Origin of the sequence: Arthrobacter sp. Soil736 (assembly GCF_001428005.1) — a bacterium.
GTDB lineage: Bacteria > Actinomycetota > Actinomycetes > Actinomycetales > Micrococcaceae > Arthrobacter.
Window position 1 is genome coordinate 12,749 of sequence record NZ_LMSB01000019.1, and the last position, 19,833, is coordinate 32,581.

At 68.3% G+C, this 19,833-nt stretch carries 17 protein-coding genes; 6 read left to right on the forward strand and 11 right to left on the reverse strand.

Features of this window, described 5'->3' with window-relative positions; genetic code table 11:
* Positions 1-37: 37 nt before the first annotated feature.
* Both ASG92_RS12335 and ASG92_RS12340 read left to right on the forward strand, forming a co-directional pair.
* A complete protein-coding gene (locus tag ASG92_RS12335) occupies positions 38-709 on the forward strand; it encodes a TrkA family potassium uptake protein (RefSeq protein WP_056628591.1) in 672 nt (223 codons plus the stop codon).
* On the forward strand, positions 710-1,486 hold the full coding sequence (locus tag ASG92_RS12340) for a TrkA family potassium uptake protein (RefSeq protein ID WP_056628594.1): 777 nt from the start codon (positions 710-712) through the stop codon (positions 1,484-1,486). It begins immediately after the preceding gene.
* On the opposite strand, the gene ASG92_RS12345 is transcribed toward ASG92_RS12340, so the two are convergent.
* The 4 genes from ASG92_RS12345 to dut form a co-directional block, all read right to left on the reverse strand.
* Positions 1,453-2,211 (reverse strand): DUF3159 domain-containing protein, encoded by a 759-nt coding sequence (locus ASG92_RS12345; protein WP_056628597.1) that lies wholly within the window; start codon positions 2,209-2,211, stop codon positions 1,453-1,455. The genes ASG92_RS12340 and ASG92_RS12345 overlap by 34 nt on opposite strands.
* Positions 2,208-2,537: an OB-fold nucleic acid binding domain-containing protein gene (locus tag ASG92_RS12350; RefSeq protein ID WP_056628600.1), complete on the reverse strand. Its 330-nt coding sequence runs from the start codon at positions 2,535-2,537 to the stop codon at positions 2,208-2,210. The genes ASG92_RS12345 and ASG92_RS12350 overlap by 4 nt, the downstream gene beginning before the upstream one ends.
* Positions 2,530-3,243, reverse strand: a complete 714-nt coding sequence (locus ASG92_RS12355; protein ID WP_056628602.1) for a DUF3710 domain-containing protein — start codon at positions 3,241-3,243, stop codon at positions 2,530-2,532. Before ASG92_RS12355 ends, ASG92_RS12350 begins: the two co-directional genes overlap by 8 nt.
* A 126-nt stretch (positions 3,244-3,369) precedes the next feature.
* The gene (gene dut, locus ASG92_RS12360; RefSeq protein WP_157372208.1) at positions 3,370-3,894 is read right to left on the reverse strand and encodes a dUTP diphosphatase; all 525 of its coding nucleotides are present in this window, start codon (positions 3,892-3,894) and stop codon (positions 3,370-3,372) included.
* 129 nt (positions 3,895-4,023) lie between these two features.
* Between dut and ASG92_RS12365 the strand changes: the two genes are divergently transcribed.
* Positions 4,024-4,512 carry a DUF3093 domain-containing protein gene (locus ASG92_RS12365; RefSeq protein ID WP_056628608.1) on the forward strand — a complete coding sequence of 163 codons (489 nt, stop codon included), beginning with the start codon at positions 4,024-4,026 and terminating at the stop codon, positions 4,510-4,512.
* A 3-nt stretch (positions 4,513-4,515) separates the two neighbouring features.
* On the opposite strand, the gene ASG92_RS12370 is transcribed toward ASG92_RS12365, so the two are convergent.
* Positions 4,516-4,815, reverse strand: coding sequence for a DUF4193 domain-containing protein (locus ASG92_RS12370; RefSeq protein ID WP_056628611.1), 300 nt, complete (start codon positions 4,813-4,815; stop codon positions 4,516-4,518).
* 260 nt (positions 4,816-5,075) lie between these two features.
* On the opposite strand from ASG92_RS12370, the gene sepH reads away from it, so the two are divergent.
* Positions 5,076-6,488, forward strand: coding sequence for a septation protein SepH (gene sepH, locus ASG92_RS12375; RefSeq protein ID WP_056628614.1), 1,413 nt, complete (start codon positions 5,076-5,078; stop codon positions 6,486-6,488).
* 37 nt (positions 6,489-6,525) lie between these two features.
* Here sepH and ASG92_RS12380 read toward each other — a convergent pair whose 3' ends face one another.
* From ASG92_RS12380 to ASG92_RS12395, 4 genes are all read right to left on the reverse strand, one after another.
* A complete protein-coding gene (locus ASG92_RS12380) occupies positions 6,526-7,254 on the reverse strand; it encodes a thymidine kinase (protein WP_056628617.1) in 729 nt (242 codons plus the stop codon).
* Positions 7,247-8,470 carry a nucleotide pyrophosphatase/phosphodiesterase family protein gene (locus ASG92_RS12385; protein ID WP_056628795.1) on the reverse strand — a complete coding sequence of 408 codons (1,224 nt, stop codon included), beginning with the start codon at positions 8,468-8,470 and terminating at the stop codon, positions 7,247-7,249. The genes ASG92_RS12380 and ASG92_RS12385 overlap by 8 nt, the downstream gene beginning before the upstream one ends.
* Positions 8,471-8,540: 70 nt before the next feature.
* Positions 8,541-9,281, reverse strand: a complete 741-nt coding sequence (locus ASG92_RS12390; RefSeq protein ID WP_056628620.1) for a DUF5998 family protein — start codon at positions 9,279-9,281, stop codon at positions 8,541-8,543.
* A gap of 43 nt (positions 9,282-9,324) precedes the next feature.
* Positions 9,325-12,015 (reverse strand): bifunctional GNAT family N-acetyltransferase/acetate--CoA ligase family protein, encoded by a 2,691-nt coding sequence (locus ASG92_RS12395; protein ID WP_056628623.1) that lies wholly within the window; start codon positions 12,013-12,015, stop codon positions 9,325-9,327.
* Between the two features lie 56 nt (positions 12,016-12,071).
* Between ASG92_RS12395 and ASG92_RS12400 the strand changes: the two genes are divergently transcribed.
* Both ASG92_RS12400 and ASG92_RS12405 read left to right on the forward strand, forming a co-directional pair.
* The gene (locus ASG92_RS12400; RefSeq protein WP_056628627.1) at positions 12,072-14,582 is read left to right on the forward strand and encodes a DNA topoisomerase IV subunit A; all 2,511 of its coding nucleotides are present in this window, start codon (positions 12,072-12,074) and stop codon (positions 14,580-14,582) included.
* 35 nt (positions 14,583-14,617) lie between these two features.
* Complete coding sequence (locus tag ASG92_RS12405; protein WP_056628628.1) at positions 14,618-15,136, forward strand: DinB family protein; 519 nt, start codon at positions 14,618-14,620, stop codon at positions 15,134-15,136.
* Between the two features lie 212 nt (positions 15,137-15,348).
* Here ASG92_RS12405 and ASG92_RS12410 read toward each other — a convergent pair whose 3' ends face one another.
* Together ASG92_RS12410 and cydD are read right to left on the reverse strand one after the other, a co-directional pair.
* Complete coding sequence (locus tag ASG92_RS12410) at positions 15,349-16,347, reverse strand: GNAT family N-acetyltransferase (RefSeq protein ID WP_056628631.1); 999 nt, start codon at positions 16,345-16,347, stop codon at positions 15,349-15,351.
* Positions 16,348-16,356: 9 nt separating this feature from the next.
* Positions 16,357-19,827: a thiol reductant ABC exporter subunit CydD gene (gene cydD / locus ASG92_RS12415; RefSeq protein ID WP_056628635.1), complete on the reverse strand. Its 3,471-nt coding sequence runs from the start codon at positions 19,825-19,827 to the stop codon at positions 16,357-16,359.
* Between the last annotated feature and the right edge of the window lie 6 nt (positions 19,828-19,833).

Below are 19,833 nucleotides of genomic sequence, written 5' to 3' on the forward strand. Positions count from 1 at the left end.
TCTTACGGAGCAGTCGGCGAGAAGTTGAGGAGACAGTGTGGCGCACTTCGTGATCATGGGTTGTGGACGCGTAGGGGCAACCCTGGCGCACACGCTTGAGGATGCGGGCCATTCCGTGGCCATCATCGACCAGGATGACCGCGCCTTCCGCCGGCTCCGTTCCGGCTTCACCGGCCGGAAGGTGACCGGCGTCGGCTTTGACCGTGACACGCTGAAACAGGCCGGAGTCGCCGACGCCTACGCCTTCGCCGCGGTTTCCAGCGGCGACAACTCCAACATCCTGGCCACGCGCGTGGCCCGCGAGACATTCCATGTACCCCACGTCGTTGCGAGGATCTACGATCCCGGCCGTGCGGAGATCTACCAGCGCCTGGGCATCCCCACAGTGGCGGCCGTGCGCTGGAGCGCCGACCAGGTCCTCAGGCGCATCCTGCCGGAACAGCACCTCGCCGGTGACTTCCGGGAGCCGTCCGGCCGCCTGGTGCTGGCCGAACTCGAACTGGATCCCGCGTGGATCGGCCATACCGTGTCCTCGATCGAAAAGGCCGCCGACATCCGGGTCGCCTACCTGACCCGGTTCGGCGAAGGCGTCCTTCCTACGCCCGGCACCTCGTACCAGGAAGGCGATACCGTCCACGCCATGCTTCGTGTGGACCGCAGCGCCGAAGTGGCCCACGTTCTGGCCAAAGCACCCGCCAAGGAGTCTTAAGTGAAGGTCGTCATCGTCGGAGCCGGCAGCGTGGGCTCCTCCATCGCCCGTGAGCTGCTTGCCCACAAGCACGAGATTCTGCTCATCGACCTCAAACCGGAAGTGATTGGCCGGAGCGGGCTGCGCGGTGCGCACTGGCTGGTAGGTGACGCCTGCGAGCTCAGCACACTGCAGGACGCGAAGCTCGACGACGCGGATGTAGTCGTATCGGCCACGGGCGACGACAAGGTGAACCTCGTGGTCTCACTGCTTGCCAAGACGGAGTTCGGCGTCGGGCGCACTGTCGGCCGGGTCAACAACCCGAAGAACGACTGGATGTTCAATGACTCCTGGGGCGTCGACGTCGCCGTCAATACGCCACAGCTCATGACGGCCCTGGTGGAGGAAGCCGTAGAAATCGGAGACCTCGTGCGCCTGCTTACACTGCAGACCGGAGTATCGTCACTCGTTGAGTTCACGGTGCCCCACGACTCGCACGCGATCGGGCTGACCGTGGGCGACATCGACTGGCCCGAGGACTCGACGCTCGTGGCCATCCTGAGGGACCAGGCCCCGATTACGCCCAGCCGGGACGACGTCATCGACGGCGGCGACGAACTGTTCTTCGTCACTACCATCGCCGCAGAGGACCAGCTGCGTGAACTCCTGTCACCCGGATCCGGCGAAGCGTCCGGTTCCGCTGAAGAGTCAGAGGTGACAGCCGAGGCGCAGCTGCCGGCCGCCGCTCAGCAGACCCGGCTGGATCAGTCGCCGGAAGGCGACGGCTTCGACGGCTGAACCACGGCCACGGCTGCGGGACGGGTGACCAGCCACGCCAGCCACACGCCCAGGATGTACAGCGGCGCACCCATGATGAGCCTCGTGGTTGCCAGCGCCGCCAGGCCGTCCGGGCCCATCAGGTAGAGCGGCACCTGCACCAGCAGGCGAAGGGCAAGCACGCCGACGATGATCCACGTGCCGAGCCGGTAGGCACGGACGCGTGCAGGGTTCCGGCGCCATTCCAGGCCCTCGTTGCGGATAAAGCCGAAGAGCAGCCCCGCGAGAGGCCACCTGACGGCAATGGAGATCACCATCGCGACGATGTAGGCCGCGTTGGTGAGGAATCCGGGCAGGTAGAAGTCCTCCGCTTTGCCGGTGCTGTTGGCAAACCACGCGGAGATGCCGACCCCGACGATCCCGGCCAGGGCCTGGGTCAGGGGGCGGCGCTGCACGAGCCGGACCACGGTAAACACGGCGGCAGCGCCGAGGGCCGCAATGAGCGACGGCGTCAAGGCACCGGTCGCGGTGAAAGTAATCAGGAAGACCAGGCCGGGCAGGATGCTCTCGGCGATGCCCTGGTACCCGCCGGCGCTCTTGAGGACGTCTATGCGTCCGTCATCGGTGCGGTGCAGACCGGCCTTGGACGCGTAGCCTTCGGCCAGCCCGGCAAGGCCGGGAGCTTCCGGCGCCGGGTCGGGCTCCTGCCGTCCCGTTCGCCGGTCCGGGTTCTCAGGCATAGTCATTGGTTCTCCTGGTGGGACAGTATTTCGTAGCGGGGGTTGAAGATGGTGGGCAATCCGTCCCGCACCGTCAGCATCCCTTCGATCCGGAGCTCGGTTCCGGCGTCGATGCCCGGAATGCGGCGGCGCCCCAGCCAGATGACGCGAAGGCGGTTCCGTCGCCCGGACGCAGGTCGGTCGTGGTCCGTAACGATCGCGGTGAACGCCGCCACTTGCGTTGCGGGCGCATAGGTCACCGATTCAATGAAGCCCTGGCACAGGACGCGCCCCCGCTCCGGCAGTCCGCTGATGGGTACTGCCTCGCCCGGGGGTTGGCTGGCATCAACCAATCTGGGTGATCTCCGGACCGCGTTCGGGCTGCTGGAAGTCCGGCGCGCCGGGCGGCACCGATCCGGCGGCATCCTTGGGGAGCCGCAGCTGCAGAAGGTCGCGGGGAGGCATGGGGTTGTCGCCGCGGATCACGACGATTTTCCGGAACAGCTCCTCCAGGCCCGCCGCCGCCTCACGGTTCAGCGCCGCTTCGCCTCCGAACACCCCGCGGAGGAACCAGCGGGGACCGTCGACGCCGATGAACCGGGCAACGCGGTAACCCTGGCTGCCGTCGGCGGAACCGGCCGGCAGCTTGGCCACCAGCTCCGGGCCGAAGTCGCCCGTGACTTCCTCGACCTGGCCGCCCTGGCTGCCCACGGACTGGCCGATCTGTTCGCGGATTTCCTCCCAGAGGCCTTCCGAGCGCGGCGCAGCGAACGCCTGCAGCTGCAGGCTCGACCCGTCCAGGTCCATGGTCACTGCCACGACCCGCTGCGTTGCTTCCTCGACCTCAAGCCTCAGCTGGAGACCGTCACGCGGCGCAATGAGGAGGGCGCCGAGATCCACGTAGCCGTCCCGGCTGCTGATCTCGGAGACATCGAAGGGGCCGGTGGCGCTGCGGCCGTCGGCGGCGTCGTCCGCTGAATCGGCCGCGATGTCCGCCTGGACGTCCTCAGGCTCCGCCGCCTCGTGCTTCTTGGCTTTCCTGCCACGCCCAAAAACCATGGGTTGTCTCCTTAGTTGTGATCCTGTCGCGCCGGCCCCGCAGGCGCCGCGTCATGTCTTGCTGACCGCCGGCGGCGTCGCGGGAGGCTTCGCCCTCACGGAACGCCCGGGATGTCCGGTGTGAAGCTAGGCGTCCGGAACGGTGAAGCCGCCCGTGGAGCCGAAGCCTCCGGCACCGCGGACGGAGTCGTTCAACTCCCCCACGGCGACGAACTGCGCATGCTCCACGCGCTGGATGACCATCTGTGCAATTCTATCGCCGCGGCGCAGTTCTATTGCCTGGTCCCGGTCGGTGTTCAGCAGCGTCACGGCGATTTCGCCGCGGTACCCCGCATCCACGGTTCCTGGCGCGTTAACCACCGTCAGCCCGTGTTTCGTGGCGAGGCCGGAGCGCGGGTGGATGAGGGCCACAAAGCCGTGCGGAAGGGCGATGGAGACGCCGGTCGGCACCAGCCGCCGTTCGCCAGGCTCCAGCACAACGTCCTCACGGGCCCGCAAATCGGCTCCGGCGTCACCGGGGTGGGCATAGGACGGCGCTTCCAGGCCGGCGTCGAGCATTTTCAATTGAACCTGCACTGTCGGCGCTCCGAACCCTGCCGGAGAGGGCTCTGCCGGGGCGGCGGGTGCCGCTGCATGCGGCGGAGGCGTAATAGGCGTTATTTCGTCAGTCACAGTCCCTCACTCTATCGCCCGCGCGGTGCATACTCCTACCGGCCCTGGGGGCGTCCGGGCCGGACCGGGCGGGATGAAATGACACGGCAAAGATGGAAAGCTGGGTGCATGTCCGATTCAAGCGCAGCCGTGCCTGCCAACCACCAGTCCTCCCCCGATGAAACCGTTCTTTTCAGCGAAAAGCTGTGGCCCGGCGTCTGGATCTGGGTGGTCGCGGCGGGCGTGGCCGGCGCCGGCATCCTGGTCTTTGCCCCCATCAGCCTGGCGGCAGGACTCACGGCTGCCGGCGTGCTTTTTGCCATCGAGGCGGTCCTGCTGATTCTGTCCACCCCGGCCGTGACCGTGACAGCCGGACGGCTGCAGGTGGGCCGCGCCAGCATTGAGCGCAGCCTCACGGGACAGGCAGCAGCCTACCGCGGCAGCGAGGCGACGGCGGAGCGCGGAACACGCCTGAACGGCCTCGCATACCTTTGCATCCGCGGCTGGATCGATCCCGTGGTGCGCATCGAAATCACGGACCCCTCGGACCCCACGCCGTACTGGCTGACTTCCACGCGCCGCCCGGACGAACTCGTGGCCGCACTGGCTGGAAAATAGGCCCTAGCCTTCGCAGTCCTTGCAGTACAGGCGGCCGTCCTTTTCGCGGGCGATCTGCGAGCGGTGCCGGACCAGGAAGCATGAGGAACACGTGAACTCGTCGGCCTGGGCCGGCATGACGCGGACCAGCAGCTCTTCACCCGACAGGTCCGCCCCGGGCAGCTCGTACCCTTCGGCGAGGTCGGCTTCATCCTCTTCGACGACTGCCGTCGGTTTATCGGCGCGGCGGGTTTTCAGCTCCTCAATCGAATCCTCGTTGAGGTCCTCTTCGGATTTCCTCGGCGCATCGTAGTCTGTCGCCATGGTCTGCTGCTCACGCTCCGTCGACTCGCTTTATTAATTCAACGTGCACAACACCGAACGCCATCGATTTGTGCCCGATCACGGGCACATTTTTCCCTAAGCCGCAAGGAAAAGCCAGAGCGGAACCAAACACTGGCGGCGCATTCGGGCTGCGGCCGCGAAAGTCCCGGAATTTCGCGGCGCGCCCTCCGTCCTCACAGGAAATGACCGCCTTGGGTGGCAGAGTTTCGATTGATAGTAATGCCAGGGTGGAGGATTGTATGCAGGATCTACGGCTTGTAGGCGTCCACGACGACGGGGAGCATCTCCTGTTAAGCGGCACCGGCGGCGAAATGTTCCAGTTGCCGATCAACGAAGCATTACGGATGGCTGCCAGCCGGCCCTCGGTGCGGACACCGGCGGGCAGCGTTGTGGCCATGTCCCCCCGCGACATCCAGACGAGGATCCGCAGCGGCTCCACAGCTGCGGAGGTGGCGGCTGCTTCGGGCATGCCGCTCGAAAAAGTCGAACGTTACGAGGGCCCGGTCCTGGCCGAGCGCGAATACGTTGCCCAGCAGGCCCGCAAGGTGGAAGTCGCTTCGCCGGCCCCGGGGCACGACATCTACCGGTCGGCGTTCGGTGACAACCCCGCCACGCTGGCCGATATGGTGGCCCACAGGCTCACCGCCCACGGCATTGATTCGTCGTCGCTTGAGTGGGATTCCTGGCGGCGGCCCGACGGCACCTGGACAGTAGTGGCCAGGTTTGAGGTTGGGCCGGGAGGCCACACCAGCATCGGCGAAGAACCACCGGCCATGTGGACGTTCAATCCCTCGCGCAAGTCCCTGCAGAACGCCAACCGCTGGGCGCAGCAGCTCAGCGAACTGGAGCCCCTGGACGGGCCGGTGCCCGCACGCCGGCTCTCGGCCGTGTCGGACCGGCCCTTTGACTTTGAAACCGATGCCGAGGCCGCGGCCCGCACCGGAGTAGAGCAGAAGAAGGACCCCGACGGCCTCCTGGACATGCTGCGCTCCCGGCGGGGCCAGCGGATCGGTGTCGACGAGGACAGCGATGACGCCCTTGCCCTGCTGCTGACCAACGGCGTCCCGGCAGCCCATCCGAGGCCCTCGGAAGTTCCTCCCGCTACTGCCACCGACCACGACGCGGAGCCGGAGGAACAGGAGCCGGAACCGGCCGAAGCGGATATGTCCGACTCCCCGGCAGCCCAGTTTGGCCAGCCGGTCCGAAGGCGCGATGGCCGGCCCTCGATGCTGTCCCGTCTCAGCCTCGCACCCCAGCACCAGGATGCCGACGACGATTCCCTAAAGCTTCACGACGGCGTCAGCACGGACACTCGGGAAATCACCATTGTCCCGTCCCGGCTGCGCCCGGTCAGCACGGCGGGCAAGGACACCCCCGCAGCGTCGCCGGCGGGTCCGGCAGCCGACGACGACGCGGCGGACCGTCCGGCCGAGGCCCCGCAACGGCCGGCGGCCGGCAACGTTGGCCTGGATGAATTGCTGGGCCGCGGGGCTCCCCGCCGCCGGGTGGAAGGCAACCGCACACAGCCGGGCCAGGGAACCGCGCCCCGTCCGGATCAGGACCGGGATGAACCTGAACGCCAGCCATCGCGGCCCAAGCGCTCCAGCGTTCCCAGCTGGGACGAAATCGTCTTCGGCACCAGGGGCGACTGAGCCAAACTTCGGCGCCTCCTGCTCACGCGCGTCCTCCTCAGGCGCCTCCGGCCGCGGTCCGGTCGCCGGCCCCGTGCCAGAGGCACGCGTCAACCTCGAACGGAAGCAGCTGGTCCTGCCGGGCCATGATGTTGGCTCCATGGGCGGTGACGCGGCGCATGAAGTGGCGCCGGCACAGCGTTTCGTAGCCGACGACTGGCATGTGACCTGACTCCGCGGACGCCGCATCGCCGGCCATGTCGACGTCGCCCACCACCACCTGCGCGCCTTCCATGACCATGACGCCGTCCACGGTCCTGGCGTTGTGCGTGGCGCGGCGGCCGCACCAGCACAGGGCTTCCACCTGGAGGACCTGGACGCGGTCCGCCAGTTCAACCAGCCGCTGCGACCCGGGAAAGAGGCGCGTACGGAAGTCTGCAGTGATCCCGAACGCAAAGACGTCGACATCGATCTCGTCCACCACCCGCGCAAGCTGCTCCACCTGGGCCGGCGAATAGAACTGGGCTTCGTCGCAGATGAGATAGTCAACGCGAATCCCCCGGGTGCGGCGGAGCACCACTTCGTCCCAGAAATCGGTCGTGTCCACCACCTCGACGGCGTCCGTCTCCAGCCCGAGGCGGCTGGAGATGCGGAACCCGCCCGCGCGGTCGTTGCGGCTGAACCGCACCCCGCCGCGTCCGCGGGCGCGGTGGTTGTAGTCCATCTGGAGCGCCAGTGTTGATTTTCCGCAGTCCATGGTGCCCGAGAAAAAGACGAGTTCAGCCACGGGCTCCCCTCCGGCCAGCCGGCTTTCCGGTCGCCTGGAAGCAGAGCAGCGGAACTTCCCGTTCCGCCTTGGTCAGGGAGCCGTGCTGACCCACCACCTCGAGGGCGGTCGGCCGGACGCGGCGTGTGTCGTAAAACGCCAGGGCATCGCGGGCGGCGATCATCACATCCCCCACGCGCCCCACAACTTCAGGCCGGACCGGGCCGAAGAGTCCGGCAGCCAGGGCTTCTTCCCGGGTAAAGGCCCAGATCCTGTCGCCGAACCGGCCGCGCCAAGCGTCCAGCAGGCGCTGCCGTGCGTTCCCGTCGGCGTCGTCTTCCAGGTACAGGTGAACCATCCGCGGTTCCCCGGCGGTGTGCCGGACCCCGGCTACCAGCGCAGCCTCGGCGGAATAGTCGATGCGCTGCGCCTCTGCGACGTCGAGCATGCCGTGGTCGGCAGTAACCAGCACCGTGGTCCCGGGCGGGAGGGTGGCGTCCAGGCGTTTGACGGTGGCGTCCAGCTCTTCAAGCTGGTGCTCCCACTGCGGCGACTGGGAGCCGTGGCGGTGGCCGGCTTTGTCGAGGTCGTTCAGGTAGAAGTACATGAGGCTGGAGTCCGCCCCTGCCATCGCCTCGGCGGCGGCAGCGGTCCGGGCGTGCGAGGTGGTCGCGGAGATGAACCTGCCGCCACGAAGCGCCGCGAGCGTCATGGGCGAACTGCCGAACTGGGGAAGGCTCACGGTGGCGACGTCAACCTGCTGCGCCGCGCGTTCGAAGACCGTGGGGAAGGGCTGCCATTCCAACGGGTCCACGCCGGCATCCCAGTTGCCCAGCATGTTGACCACCTTGTCCTGGGCCGGATCCAGGACGTCGTATCCCACCAGTCCGTGCTGGCCGGGTGCAAGCCCCGTGCCCAGGCTGGCAAGGGAAGCCGCCGTGGTGGAGGGGAACGCGGAGTCCAGCCATACCGGGACCGCACCCTGCCCCCGCTGCATGATCCCACGGAGGAACGGCGTATGGGCGGACTTCTGCTTGAGCAGGCTGCGGCCCAGCCCGTCGGCGAGAACCACGCAGATGCGCTTGGCCGGCGGCAGTGCCAGCGCATTCTCGAATCCGTCCAGCCCGAGGCTCGCGGCTGCGCTGCTTAGTACTTCCGCGACCGAGCGGCGCCCGTAGGCCGGGGCGGCAGGCAATTCAGGCGCAGGCAGTTCAGGCCGGGGCTGCTGCGACAGCACGGACGCGGACGGTTGCGGGGGAAGTGTCGACGGGGCGGCGGAAGAGGGCGATTCGTGTTCCGGCACCATCTCAGCGCTGGTGCCCGCGGCTGAGGCGGTTCGAGAAGACGCCCATGCGCGGACGCGGTTGGGACGCGCGCAGCCCGTGCGGAACAGAAGCGGCGGAGGCGGTGTTCACGGCACGGAGGGCACGGGCAAACAGCTTGGCATCCTGGACTGCCTGCAGTCCGTCCGCCTCGGCGCTGATGCGCAGGACGATGTCCTCCTGGGCGATGGTTCCGCTGTACCCGTGGTCAGCCTCGCACTGCGGATCCCCGCAGCTTGCCGGCCCCACGTCGAGCCGCTGCCCGCCGGACCAGGCGATGGAAAGGGTCACCTCGCGGACCGGATCGGACGGCTTGTAGTTCTGCGGCTGCGAGTACATGTAGCTCAGCACCACCGAGCGGATCTGGGTCACGGGCACGGACTCCGTGGAAATCTGCGCCACGATCTGTTCACCCGCCTCATCCAACTGCTGGTCGTCAACGTGCGTGATCACCAGCATGTCGTCTGTGAGGACCAGCACGGTGATGTGCCGCCGGACCTCGGCGCGGTCAAAATGCGTTTCCAGGTGGACGAGGTGGGCGACGCAGTCCCGGCCGTCCAGGGCGTCGTCGACGACGTCGGCCACCAGACGGGGGTAGAAGCCGGCCTGCTGAAGCGCGCCTTCAAGGCTCTGGCCCTGGGCGCTGTGGTTGTGTGAGCTGTGGTGGAAAGCCTGCGGGCTGTGGTCGGGCGCTTGAGGCTTCGAGGTGGGAGGCTGGGAGCTCATTTCCCCATTTTCACAGATCGGCTTGGCACATGCTAACCCGGCGTCAACTGCGCATGGCCCGCCGTGCGCTGTCGGTGCGCTGCGCGGCGTTGCCTATCCGGACGTCGGCGGCCAGGATGAATGCCCCCTGGGGAGTGGCCAGGACGGGGTTGAACTCCACGAGCGCAATTTCCGGGTGGGCGTCCTTGAGCCGTGCGAGGCGGGCGGCGAGGTCTTCGAGGGCCGCAACGTCGACGGCAGGCAGGCCCTGGTAGCCGAAGAGCTTGCGGGACGCCCGGGGGCTGCGGATGAACTCCCGGAGGTCGGCGGCGGACAGCGGCGGCACCCGGTGTGCCCAGTCGTCCAGCAGGTTCACCGCGTCACCCGCCAGCCCGAAGGAGACCACCGGTCCCAGCAGCGGGTCCTCGATGGCCCGGAATGTGCAGGCCTGGCCCACCGGCGCCATCGCCTGGACCTCCAATGAGGACGATCCGTAAGGCTCAAGGGCGCGGCGCATCTGGAGGATGTTCAACCGCAGCGACTCCGGGTCCTGGATGTCCAGCCGCACGCCGCCCAGGTCCAGTCTGTGCCGCAGCGTCGGATCAGTGGTCTTGAGCGCCACCGGCCAGCCCAGTTTCGCGGCTGCTTCCACGGCTTCGTCGGCGGTGTCAAAGCCGGCGGCGGGCAGCACCTGGATTCCGTAATGGCCCAGCAGGCGGGCGGCGTCCGTGGAATCCAGTTCCTTCAGCTGTTCACCCCGGACGTCCGCCAGCAGCCTCTCCAGATCGGCATGGGCGGCGTCCGCATCACACCCGTCGGGCTCGGCAAAGAGGCCCTGGTCCCGGCCCGCCCACTCGGCGTAGCGCACCACGGCGGCCAGGGCGGCGACGGCGGCCCCCGGGTTTGAGTAGCACGGGACCGGCGACGAGCCGGCGTCCTCCCCCACCATGCCCTCCACGTACACCGACGGGTCCAGGATGCCGGTGAAAGCCGCAGCCACGGGCTTTCCCGCCTCGGCCGAACAGTCCGCCAGGACCCGCGCGATGTTCTCCACGGTCAGTCCGCTGGCCGGAAGGAACGCCACCACCGCCGCGTGCACTGCCTCCATGGCGAGGACCTCCCGCAGCCTGTCCCGCAGGGCCGGCAGCGCAAGCGACAAGCCGGCGTCGAGGTCCAGCTCCGTCACGAGGTGTTCCACGCCAAGGCCATGGGCGGACGCACTGTCCGCCACCACCTTCCCCAGCGCCCCCGAGTTGCTGAAGACTGCCACTCCGGCGCCCTTGGGCAGCGGCTGGCCGGACACGATCTGCGCGACATCCATGAGCTGTTCTATGGTCTCCACGCGGATCACCCCCGCCTGGCGCATCATCGCGTCCAGGGCGCCGGCGGGGGCCTGCGTGGTCCGCACGGCATGCCCGGGCGGAAGCTGCAGCCCCATGGAATTGGATTTGGCCACGATGACGGGTTTCGTCAGGGCGAGCCGTCGGGCCAGCCGTGAGAATTTGCGCGGGTTGCCGATCGACTCCAGATACAGGCCCACGGCGGTGGTGTCGGCGTCGTCCTCCCAGAACTGCATCATGTCGTTGCCGGAAACGTCCGCCCGGTTGCCGGCGGAGAGGAAGGTGGAGATGCCGGCGCGGCGGCGGCTGGACGCCGCGTAGAGCGCCACCCCGATGGCCGCGGACTGGCTGAACAGCCCCAGTCCGCCGCGCCGGGCCAGGCTGGGCGCCATGGAGGCGTTGAGGGAGACGGCAGGATTGGTGTTGACGATGCCCAGCGACGCGGGTCCGATCACCCGCATGCCGTTGGCCCTGGCCTGCCGAACAAGTGCCCGCTGGCGCGCCAGGCCGCGGTCACCGTCCTCGGTGAAGCCCGCGGAGGCCACCAGGACTCCCTTGACGCCGGCGGCGGCGCACTCATCCACCACCTTGGGGACTTCGTCGTACGGGACGGCGACGATGGCCAGCTGGACGGGCCCGGGCACTTCGGAAAGCCGGCCGAAGGACAGCATCCCGGCAAGCTCAAACGCCTCCGGGTTGATGGCATAGACGGGGCCGGCAAAACCGCCTTCAATGATGTGCTCCAGGAACTGGTACCCCACCTTGCCCCATTTGCGGCTCGCGCCGATCACAGCCACCGACGACGGCGCCAGCAGGTCCTGCACGCTCCTCGCCTCAGCGCGGTGCTCCCGGGACTCCATCACGGCGCGCGATTTGTCCGTGGGGTCGATGTTGAACTCCAGGCTCACCACGCCGTCGTCAAAATGGCGCTTGACGTCGTAACCCGCATCGGAAAAGACCATCAGCATCTTGCGGTTCTCGGGCAGGACCTCGGCGCTGAACCTGCGGATCCCGTTTTCCCGGGCGGCCGCCGCCAGATGCTCCAGGAGGATGGATCCGATACCGCGGCCCTGGTGGGCGTCGGCAATGTTGAAGGCCACTTCCGCCTCCGCCGGATCGTCCAGCCGGTCGTAGCGGCCGATCCCGATGATGTCCCCGCCGATGGTGATCACCAGCGCCACGCGGTCCCGGTAATCGACCTCCGTAAACCGCTTGAGCTCCTTGCTCGAGAGCCTGGCCTTGAACGCGAAGAACCGCATGTAGATGGAGTTCTGCGACTGGCCTGTGTGGAACGCCTGCACGGCGTCGGAATCGGAGGGGTGAATGGGGCGCAGATGTGCCGTCCCGCCGTCCCGCAGGACGACATCGGCTTCCCAATATTCCGGATATACGCCGTCCGCGGGCTGATCCACCATAGGCTTAGCCTAGCCAAGACTCCCGAAGTGCACCCCAAAAAGGATTTACCAGCCCCATGGCCCGCCGCCAAAATTCAACCCCCGCAGGGGAAACCGTCCAGGACTACGTCGAAAACATCGTTGACATAGACGTTACTTCCGAGATGGAAGGCTCGTTCCTCGAGTACGCCTATTCGGTCATCTACTCACGGGCCCTGCCCGACGCCCGGGACGGCCTCAAACCGGTCCAGCGGCGCATTCTGTACATGATGAGCGAGATGGGCCTGCGGCCGGACCGGGGCCACGTCAAGAGCGCCCGCGTGGTGGGCGAGGTCATGGGCAAGCTCCACCCGCACGGTGACACCGCCATCTACGACGCCATGGTCCGCATGGCCCAGGACTTCTCGCTGCGGCTTCCGCTGATCGATGGCCACGGCAACTTCGGATCGCTCGACGACGGCCCGGCGGCGCCGCGCTACACGGAGGCGCGCCTCGCTGCGGCGGCGCTCACGCTGACGGACCATCTCGACGAAGACGTGGTGGACTTCGTCCCGAACTACGACAACCAGCTCACCCAGCCGGACGTGCTGCCGGCCGCGTTCCCCAACCTGCTGGTCAACGGAGCCACTGGCATCGCCGTCGGCATGGCCACCAACATGGCCCCGCACAACCTCGTGGAGGTCATCTCGGCGGCACGGCATCTCATCGCCAACCCGGATGCCACGCTGGAAGACATCATGCAGTTCGTCCCGGGCCCGGACCTTCCCACCGGCGGCCGGATCGTGGGCCTGGACGGCATCCGCGATGCCTACGCCACCGGCCGCGGGTCCTTCAAGACGCGCGCCAAGGTGGAAGTGGAACAGCTGTCGGCGCGGCGGACGGGACTGGTGGTCACCGAGCTGCCCTACATGGTGGGGCCGGAGAAGGTGATCGAAAAGATCAAGGACGCCGTCAACAGCAAGAAGCTGGCCGGCATCAGCGACATCGTTGACCTCACCGACCGCAAGCACGGCCTGCGCCTGGTGATCGAGCTCAAGAACGGGTTCAACCCGAACGCGGTGCTCCAGCAGCTCTACCGCTATTCGCCGATGGAGGATTCCTTCGGCATCAACAACGTCACGCTGGTGGACGGGCAGCCGCAGACGCTTGGCCTGCTGAAGCTCCTGACCGTCTACGTGGACCACCGGATCAACGTGGTGCGTCGCCGGACGGCGTTCCGGCTCGGCAAGAAGAAGGACCGCCTGCACCTGGTGGAGGGCCTCCTCATTGCCATCGTGGACATCGATGAGGTCATCCAGATCATCCGGTCCTCCGACGAGGCGTCGGCGGCCCGGGAACGGCTGATGTCCATCTATGACCTCTCCGAGATCCAGGCCAACTACATCCTGGAACTCCGGCTCCGCCAGCTGACCAAATACTCCCGGATCGAACTCGAGAAGGAGCAGGACCAGCTCCGCCGGGAGATCGAGGAACTCGAAGCCATCCTCGCTTCCGACGAGCTGCTCCGCGAGCTGGTGTCCGGCGAACTGGCGGAAATCGCGGAGAAGTACGGCACCCCGCGGCGGACCGTGCTCCTCGAATCCGAGGCGGTCTCCCCCACCGTTGCTGCTGCGGCCCTCCCGGGGGTCAAGGGCAAGGCGGCCCCGCTGGCCCTCGAAATAGCGGACGATCCCTGCTGGGCCATTCTCACGGCATCGGGCCAGATTGCCCGGACGTCCAACCAGGACAGCCTCGCGGAAACCGGGCCGCGCTCGAAGCACGATGTGTTCCGTTCCGTGGTCAAGACCTCGGCCCGCGGCGAGATCGCCGCGGTCACCTCGCAGGGACGCATGCTGCGCATCCAGGTCATGGACATGCCGGTCCTGCCGCCGATGTCCGGCCTGCCGAACCTCGCAGGCGGCGTGCCGGCCAGGGACTTCATCACGCTGCTGAAGGGGGAATCCCTCGTGGCCTTCGCGCCGCTGGACGAGGTGCTGGCGATCGGGACCGCCCAGGGCGTGGTCAAGCGCGTCCAGCCGGACTACCCGCTGAACCGCGAGGACTGGGAAGTCATCGCGCTCAAGGACAAGGACACCGTGGTGGGCGTTTCCCCTGCGGGATCCGACGACGCCGACCTCGTCTTCCTCACCCGGCAGGCCCAGCTCCTGCGGTTCAGTGCCGCCAACGTCCGGCCGCAGGGCCGGACGGCAGGCGGCATGGCCGGCATCAAGCTCGCGGCCGGCGACGACGTGATGTTCTTCGGCGCCGTCGCCCCCAGTGACGACGCCGCCGTCGTCGTTACGATTTCCGGTACCGACGGCGCCCTGCCGGGCACCGCGCCGGGAGCCGCAAAGGTCACGGCTTTTTCCGAATACCCCGTCAAGGGCCGCGCCACCGGCGGGGTCCGTGCGCACCGGTTCCTCAAGGGCGAAGACACGCTGCTGCAGGCGTGGGCGGGCCACGGCCCGGCGAAAGCCTCGTCCCTCGCAGGGGTTGCCCGTTCCCTGCCCCAGGAACATGGCCGACGCGACGGTTCCGGCATTCCGCTGTCCCAGGCGGTGGAGGCAATCGGGCCCAGCATGACCTGGGCGGGGGACCAGCCCGCCTGACGGGCGCCGCGCCCGATCGAGCCTAGACTACTGCCATGCCTATCATCCCGGATGAAAAAGACTGGACGTGGGTCCTGTCCCGCCCGTGCAGCGAATGCGGATTTGACGCCTCCACTGTTACGCCGGCCACTGTTCCCGGCAGCGTCGAAAACATGCTGCCCCGCTGGCGCGCCGTACTCCGCCGGCCGGATGCTACAGAACGCCCCGATGACACGACGTGGTCGGCGTTGGAGTATTCCTGCCACGTCCGCGATGTCTTCAGCCTCTTCGACCAGCGCCTGAACCTCATGCTTAGCCAGGACAATGCGCAGTTTGAGAACTGGGACCAGGATGCCACCGCCCTGGAGAAGGATTATGCCAACGCGGACACCGCCGTGGTGAGTGCCGAACTCACCGCCGAAGGCGAGCAGGTGGCTGCCTCCTTCGCTCGCGTACAGGAATCGCAATGGGGCAGGACCGGGCTCCGCAGCAACGGCTCGGAGTTCACGGTCCTGACTCTGTCCCAGTATTTCCTGCACGACGTGGTCCACCACCTCCACGACGTCGACGGCTGACCGACGCGTCTGCAACAAGTCACCAAACAAGTCACCGCGCCCGGACCATTGCCTGTGGGGGCGCCGGTGAATAGTCTTTGGCTTGGGAGTGTCCGTCAAACCTGGTTGGGGGGCGGCTTGAACGGTCTTCGTCTCGGGGGGACACTGCCGTAAAGGGCTGGCTCCACGGTCTCTCCCGCGGCAGGTGGAGCCAGCTCCGGCAGGCATTCCCGTCAGAGGACCTTGTCCCAGGCCATGCTCCGGTTCACGGGGTGGTACCCCATCTTGAGGTACAGCGCCAGCGCACCCGTCGGGTTTTCGGAGTCCACGTCCAGTGATGCCTTGTCCATGCCCGCGGCCGCGAACCGCCGCATGGCATCGGCCAGCAGGGCCTGTGCAATGCCACGCCCGCGGAATTCACGGCGCACGCCCAGGAGTTCCGTGTAGCCCTCGCGGAAGCCGCGCGCCACCGCACTCTCGGGATCGTGGCTGGCCAGCTGGTAGCCGGCCACATCGCCCGTGCGTGCTTCCAGGACGACCGCGCTAAGGTCGGGGCGCGCCAGGGGGTCGTTGACAGTGAACCTCCATGATTCCTCGTCGCGGGGCTCGCTGCCCCAGTGGTCGGCGAAGGCCTGGTTGTGCGCCAGCCGCACGGCTTGGCTCATCTTCGGCTCCATGGTCACGAGCTCCAGGCCCGCATCCAGGACCACCTGAGGCAACGGCTCTGTCAGCGGCCGGTGCATTTCATTGAAATACCGGACCACGTGGTAGCCCCGCTTCGCCAGGAGTCCGGCCTGGTGCCGGTGCTTTTGCTCGATGAAAATCCTCAGCCGCGGTGCGGGACGGGATTCGGAATCCTCGGCGAACCGCTGCCGGGTCCGGGCCTCAAGCCACCCCAGGAGGGCGGAGCCGACGCCGCGGCGCTGCCACTGCGGATCGACGCAGCCGAAGCCGTGCGCTTTCTCGCCGTCCTTGTTCTTCGAAATACGGGCGTAGGCCCGCGGGACGCCGTCGGGACCGAAGCCCAGCACGGTGTTGGGCCGGGGCGGGTTCTTCCGGGACTCCATGAGCTGCTCCAGTTCGGCGCGGTGCTCAAACCACACAGGCTTCTCGACGGCCGCCGTGCGGGCGATCAGCGCCGCCCACGAGTCGAGGTCCCCTGCCTCGGCGTGCCGCCACTGCAGCGCCGGAAAGTCAACGGCGCACGGGGCAGCAACATCGTCTTGCGTCATGGCATCAGGCTAACCGGCGGAAAGTGAGCGCGCCATCACCCCAGCCACGTCCGGTTGGCCGTCCCCGCCGAGGGCAAGAATTGCGTCGTGCGGGCTGATGTCCACGGGGTTGTGCGTTACCAGCACCACCGTCCGGGAGCTCAGTCCGGCCCGGAGGTCCGCCATCAGCTCCCGGCCAGATTCGGCGTCCAAATGCGCCGTGGGCTCATCGAGCAGGATCACGTCGGCCTTGGTCATCAGGGTCCGGGCAACGGCCAGCCGCTGGCGTTCACCGCCACTGAGGAACGCGCCGCCCGGTCCGATCCGCGTGTCCAGGCCGTTCTCCAGCCGGGCCACGAGCGGTGCCAGGCCGACAGCTGCGAGCGCTTCCTGCATGTCCCGTTCGGCGTCCTCCCCGTCCGCTGTTGACTGCCCCTGGCGTCCGAGCAGCAGGTTGCCGCGCACCGTGGAATCGAAGAGATGGGCCTCCTGGGGGCACCACGCGGCGGTGCCGGTGACCGCGATCGCTCCACCGTTGGCCGGGAGGAAGCCGAGGGCTACGGCCAGCAGCGTGGATTTGCCGGCACCGGACGGACCCGTGACCGCGAGCCAGCGGCCGGGTTCCGCAACGGCCGACAGCCCGCTGAAGACGGTCCCGCCGCCGGGCCACGCCGCAGACAATCCATTCAGTTCCATGCCGGGACGGTCCCCTCGACGGGGTCCCGGCTTGACGGGCACGTCCGCGTCCGGACCTCCGGGGCTGAGGACGCCGGACTCGCCGATGCGCCGCAGCACGGCACGCAGCGCCGGAAACTGGCGCACCGCCGTCGTCATGGCCGCATACGGTTCCACGAGCGCCAGCTGCAGCAGGACGATGACGGCGACAGTCGGCGCCGCGACGGACCCTGCCAGCACCTGCGGTGCCGCCATGACGGCGGTGGCCAGTGCGCCGGCCCCGCAGGCGGCCACCGTAATCGCAGTGCCCAGCCCTTCGGCCCACGCCGAACGCTGGGCGGCACGGGTTGCTGCGCGGTCCAGCGAACGGATGTCCACGAGCACCGGCAGTGCCGCGCCGTTGGCATGCAGTTCGGCCCTGGCGTCCAGCGCCGCGGCGATGCGGCGGAGGACGCCGGAACGCAAGCGCTGCTCCGTGGCCGCCGACATCCGGTCCGCAACCAGCGCGGCCGCCGGCGCCGCCGCCAGGCTTGCCACGGCCGTGGCGACAACGGCCGGAAGGGCGGCCGGCAGGATCCACGCCGAGGTGCCGGCGGCGGCGGCCGCGACGGCCAGCGCCGTGACCGGCGGAAGGACAACCCGCGGAAGGAGGTCCCGGACGGTGTCGACGTCCTCGATGATGGCGCCCAGCACGTTGCCGCCCTGCAGGAGGCGCCGGAGGGACAGTGCCCGCTGGCTCAGCGACTCCCAGAGGGTGCCCCTCAGGATGGTCAGTGAGGCAAAGACTGTCTCGTGCACCAGGAGCCGTTCGCAGTAGCGCAGGACTGCCCGGCCGATTCCGAAGAACCGGACACCCACGATGGCCGTCAGCAGGTAAAGGATGGGCGGCTGTTCGCTCGCTCGCAGGATGAGCCAGCCCGACAGGCCGGAGAGGGCTATGGCAAAGAGGGCGGCCAGGGTGGCGATGATGCCGGCGGCGGCGAACCTGCCGCCCACCGGTGCCAGCAGCCGGCCCAGGAGCGTGGCCGTAGAAGGAAGACCGGAAGGGGGCTGTGCTGTCGCGGCGTTGGCAGCGTGCGCGGCGTTGGCAGGCTGAGGGGATCCGTGACCGGAGACGGCAGGCTGCCGCCCAGTTGCCACGGTGACACCGCTGGCACCTGCGGCTCCGGCGGCCCCGCTGGCGCTGCCGGATCCCGCCAGCGAAACCAGTTCGTCGGCGAGTTCGCGTGTCTGGCGGTCATGGGCCACCAAAATCACCGTGGCCCGCCCGCGCAAGCCGCGGATGGCGTCATGGACCACGTTGGCTGACGCCCGGTCCAGGTGCGCAGTGGGTTCGTCGAGCAGGAGCACGGTTGCGCCTGCTTCGATGCGGGCCAATCCCCGGGCAAGCGCGACGCGGCGCAGCTCGCCGGGACTCAGTTCGGCGGGATGCTTCCCGGCCAGGTGCCCTGCGCCGGCGGCCGAAAGGCAGCGCAGCGCTTCACCGGCCGATTCCGCGGCTGCGGCCGCCGGGCCGTTAGCCGTCAGGCCGTTGCCTGTCGGGCCATTGGCCGTCAGGTACAGAAGGATCTCTTCCCGCACCGTCTCCGCCACCATGACCGGGTGCTGAGGTACCCAGGCTACGTCCCCGGCAGTGAAGCCGCCGACGACGCCGCTCACTTCAGTGCCGCCACCGGAGCCGACCGTGCCGGCCAGGACGCCAAGAACCGTGCTCTTGCCCGCTCCGCTGGGGCCGTCCAGCGCGGTGACCAGTCCGGCCGGTGCCGAGAAACTGAGGGGGCCGACGGCGGGGCCCTGCCTCCCCGCGTAGCTGACGGTGAGTTCCCGTACGGTCAGGTCAGCCGGGCCAATCAGCACCGGCTGAGCTGACTGTCCGGGCTCCAGGCGCCGCTGCTCGCGTGCTTCCAGCACCGCCGTTGCCTCCGCAAGGGCGGCCCTGCCGTCGTCGCTTGCGTGGTGCGCCGTTCCCAGCTCGCGGAGGGGGAGGTAGCAGTCCGGTGCCAGAATCAGCGCGAGCAGGCCGGCTTCGAGGGCCATGTCGCCATGGACCAGCCGGACGCCGATGAAGACGGCCACGACGGCCACCGAAATCGTGGCGATCAGCTCCAGGGCCAGGGCGGACAGAAACGCGGTCCGGAGGGTTCCCATGGTCCGGGACCTGTACTCCTCGGAGATTTCCTCCAGCGCCCTGCGCTGGGCAGAGGCACGGCCCAGGCCAACCAGCACCGGCAGCCCCTTGGCGAGTTCGAGCATGTGCGCAGAGAGCCGGGATAGTGCGGCCTGCGCGTCCCGGACCCTGTCCTCCGTGTAGCGGCCGATCAGCACCATGAACACCGGCACGAGCGGAACCGTCAGAACGATCACCACGGCACTGACCCAGTCGGCGAAAAGGATCCGGGCGCCCAGCAGCAACGGAATGGCGGCGCAATTCACCAGCGCAGGGAGGTACTGGGTGTAGTAGCTGTCCAGGGCGTCCAGCCCCCGGGTCGCGAGCACGGCCAGTCCGCCGTCGGCGGGGCCCGCCTCGCGGACACCGTTGCGCAGGGCAGTTTCGAGGAGCCGTGAGCGCAGCTCCTCCTTGACGCCAAGGGCGGCACGGCGTGAGGCGGCTCCCTGGGCCCAGACGGTCAAGGACCGCAGGAGGACGCCGGCCGCGCCCCACCCCAGCTGGTCAGCCCAGGCCACGTCGTGCACCATGAGCCCTGCCAGCACGGACGCCACGGCCTGGGCCATGAGCACCAGGGACAGGGCTTTCAATGCTGCGAGCAGGCCAAGGCCGTAGAGTGCGCGGCGCGTTGACGGGCCGGCCGGGAACTGCGGTTTCACGGCCGG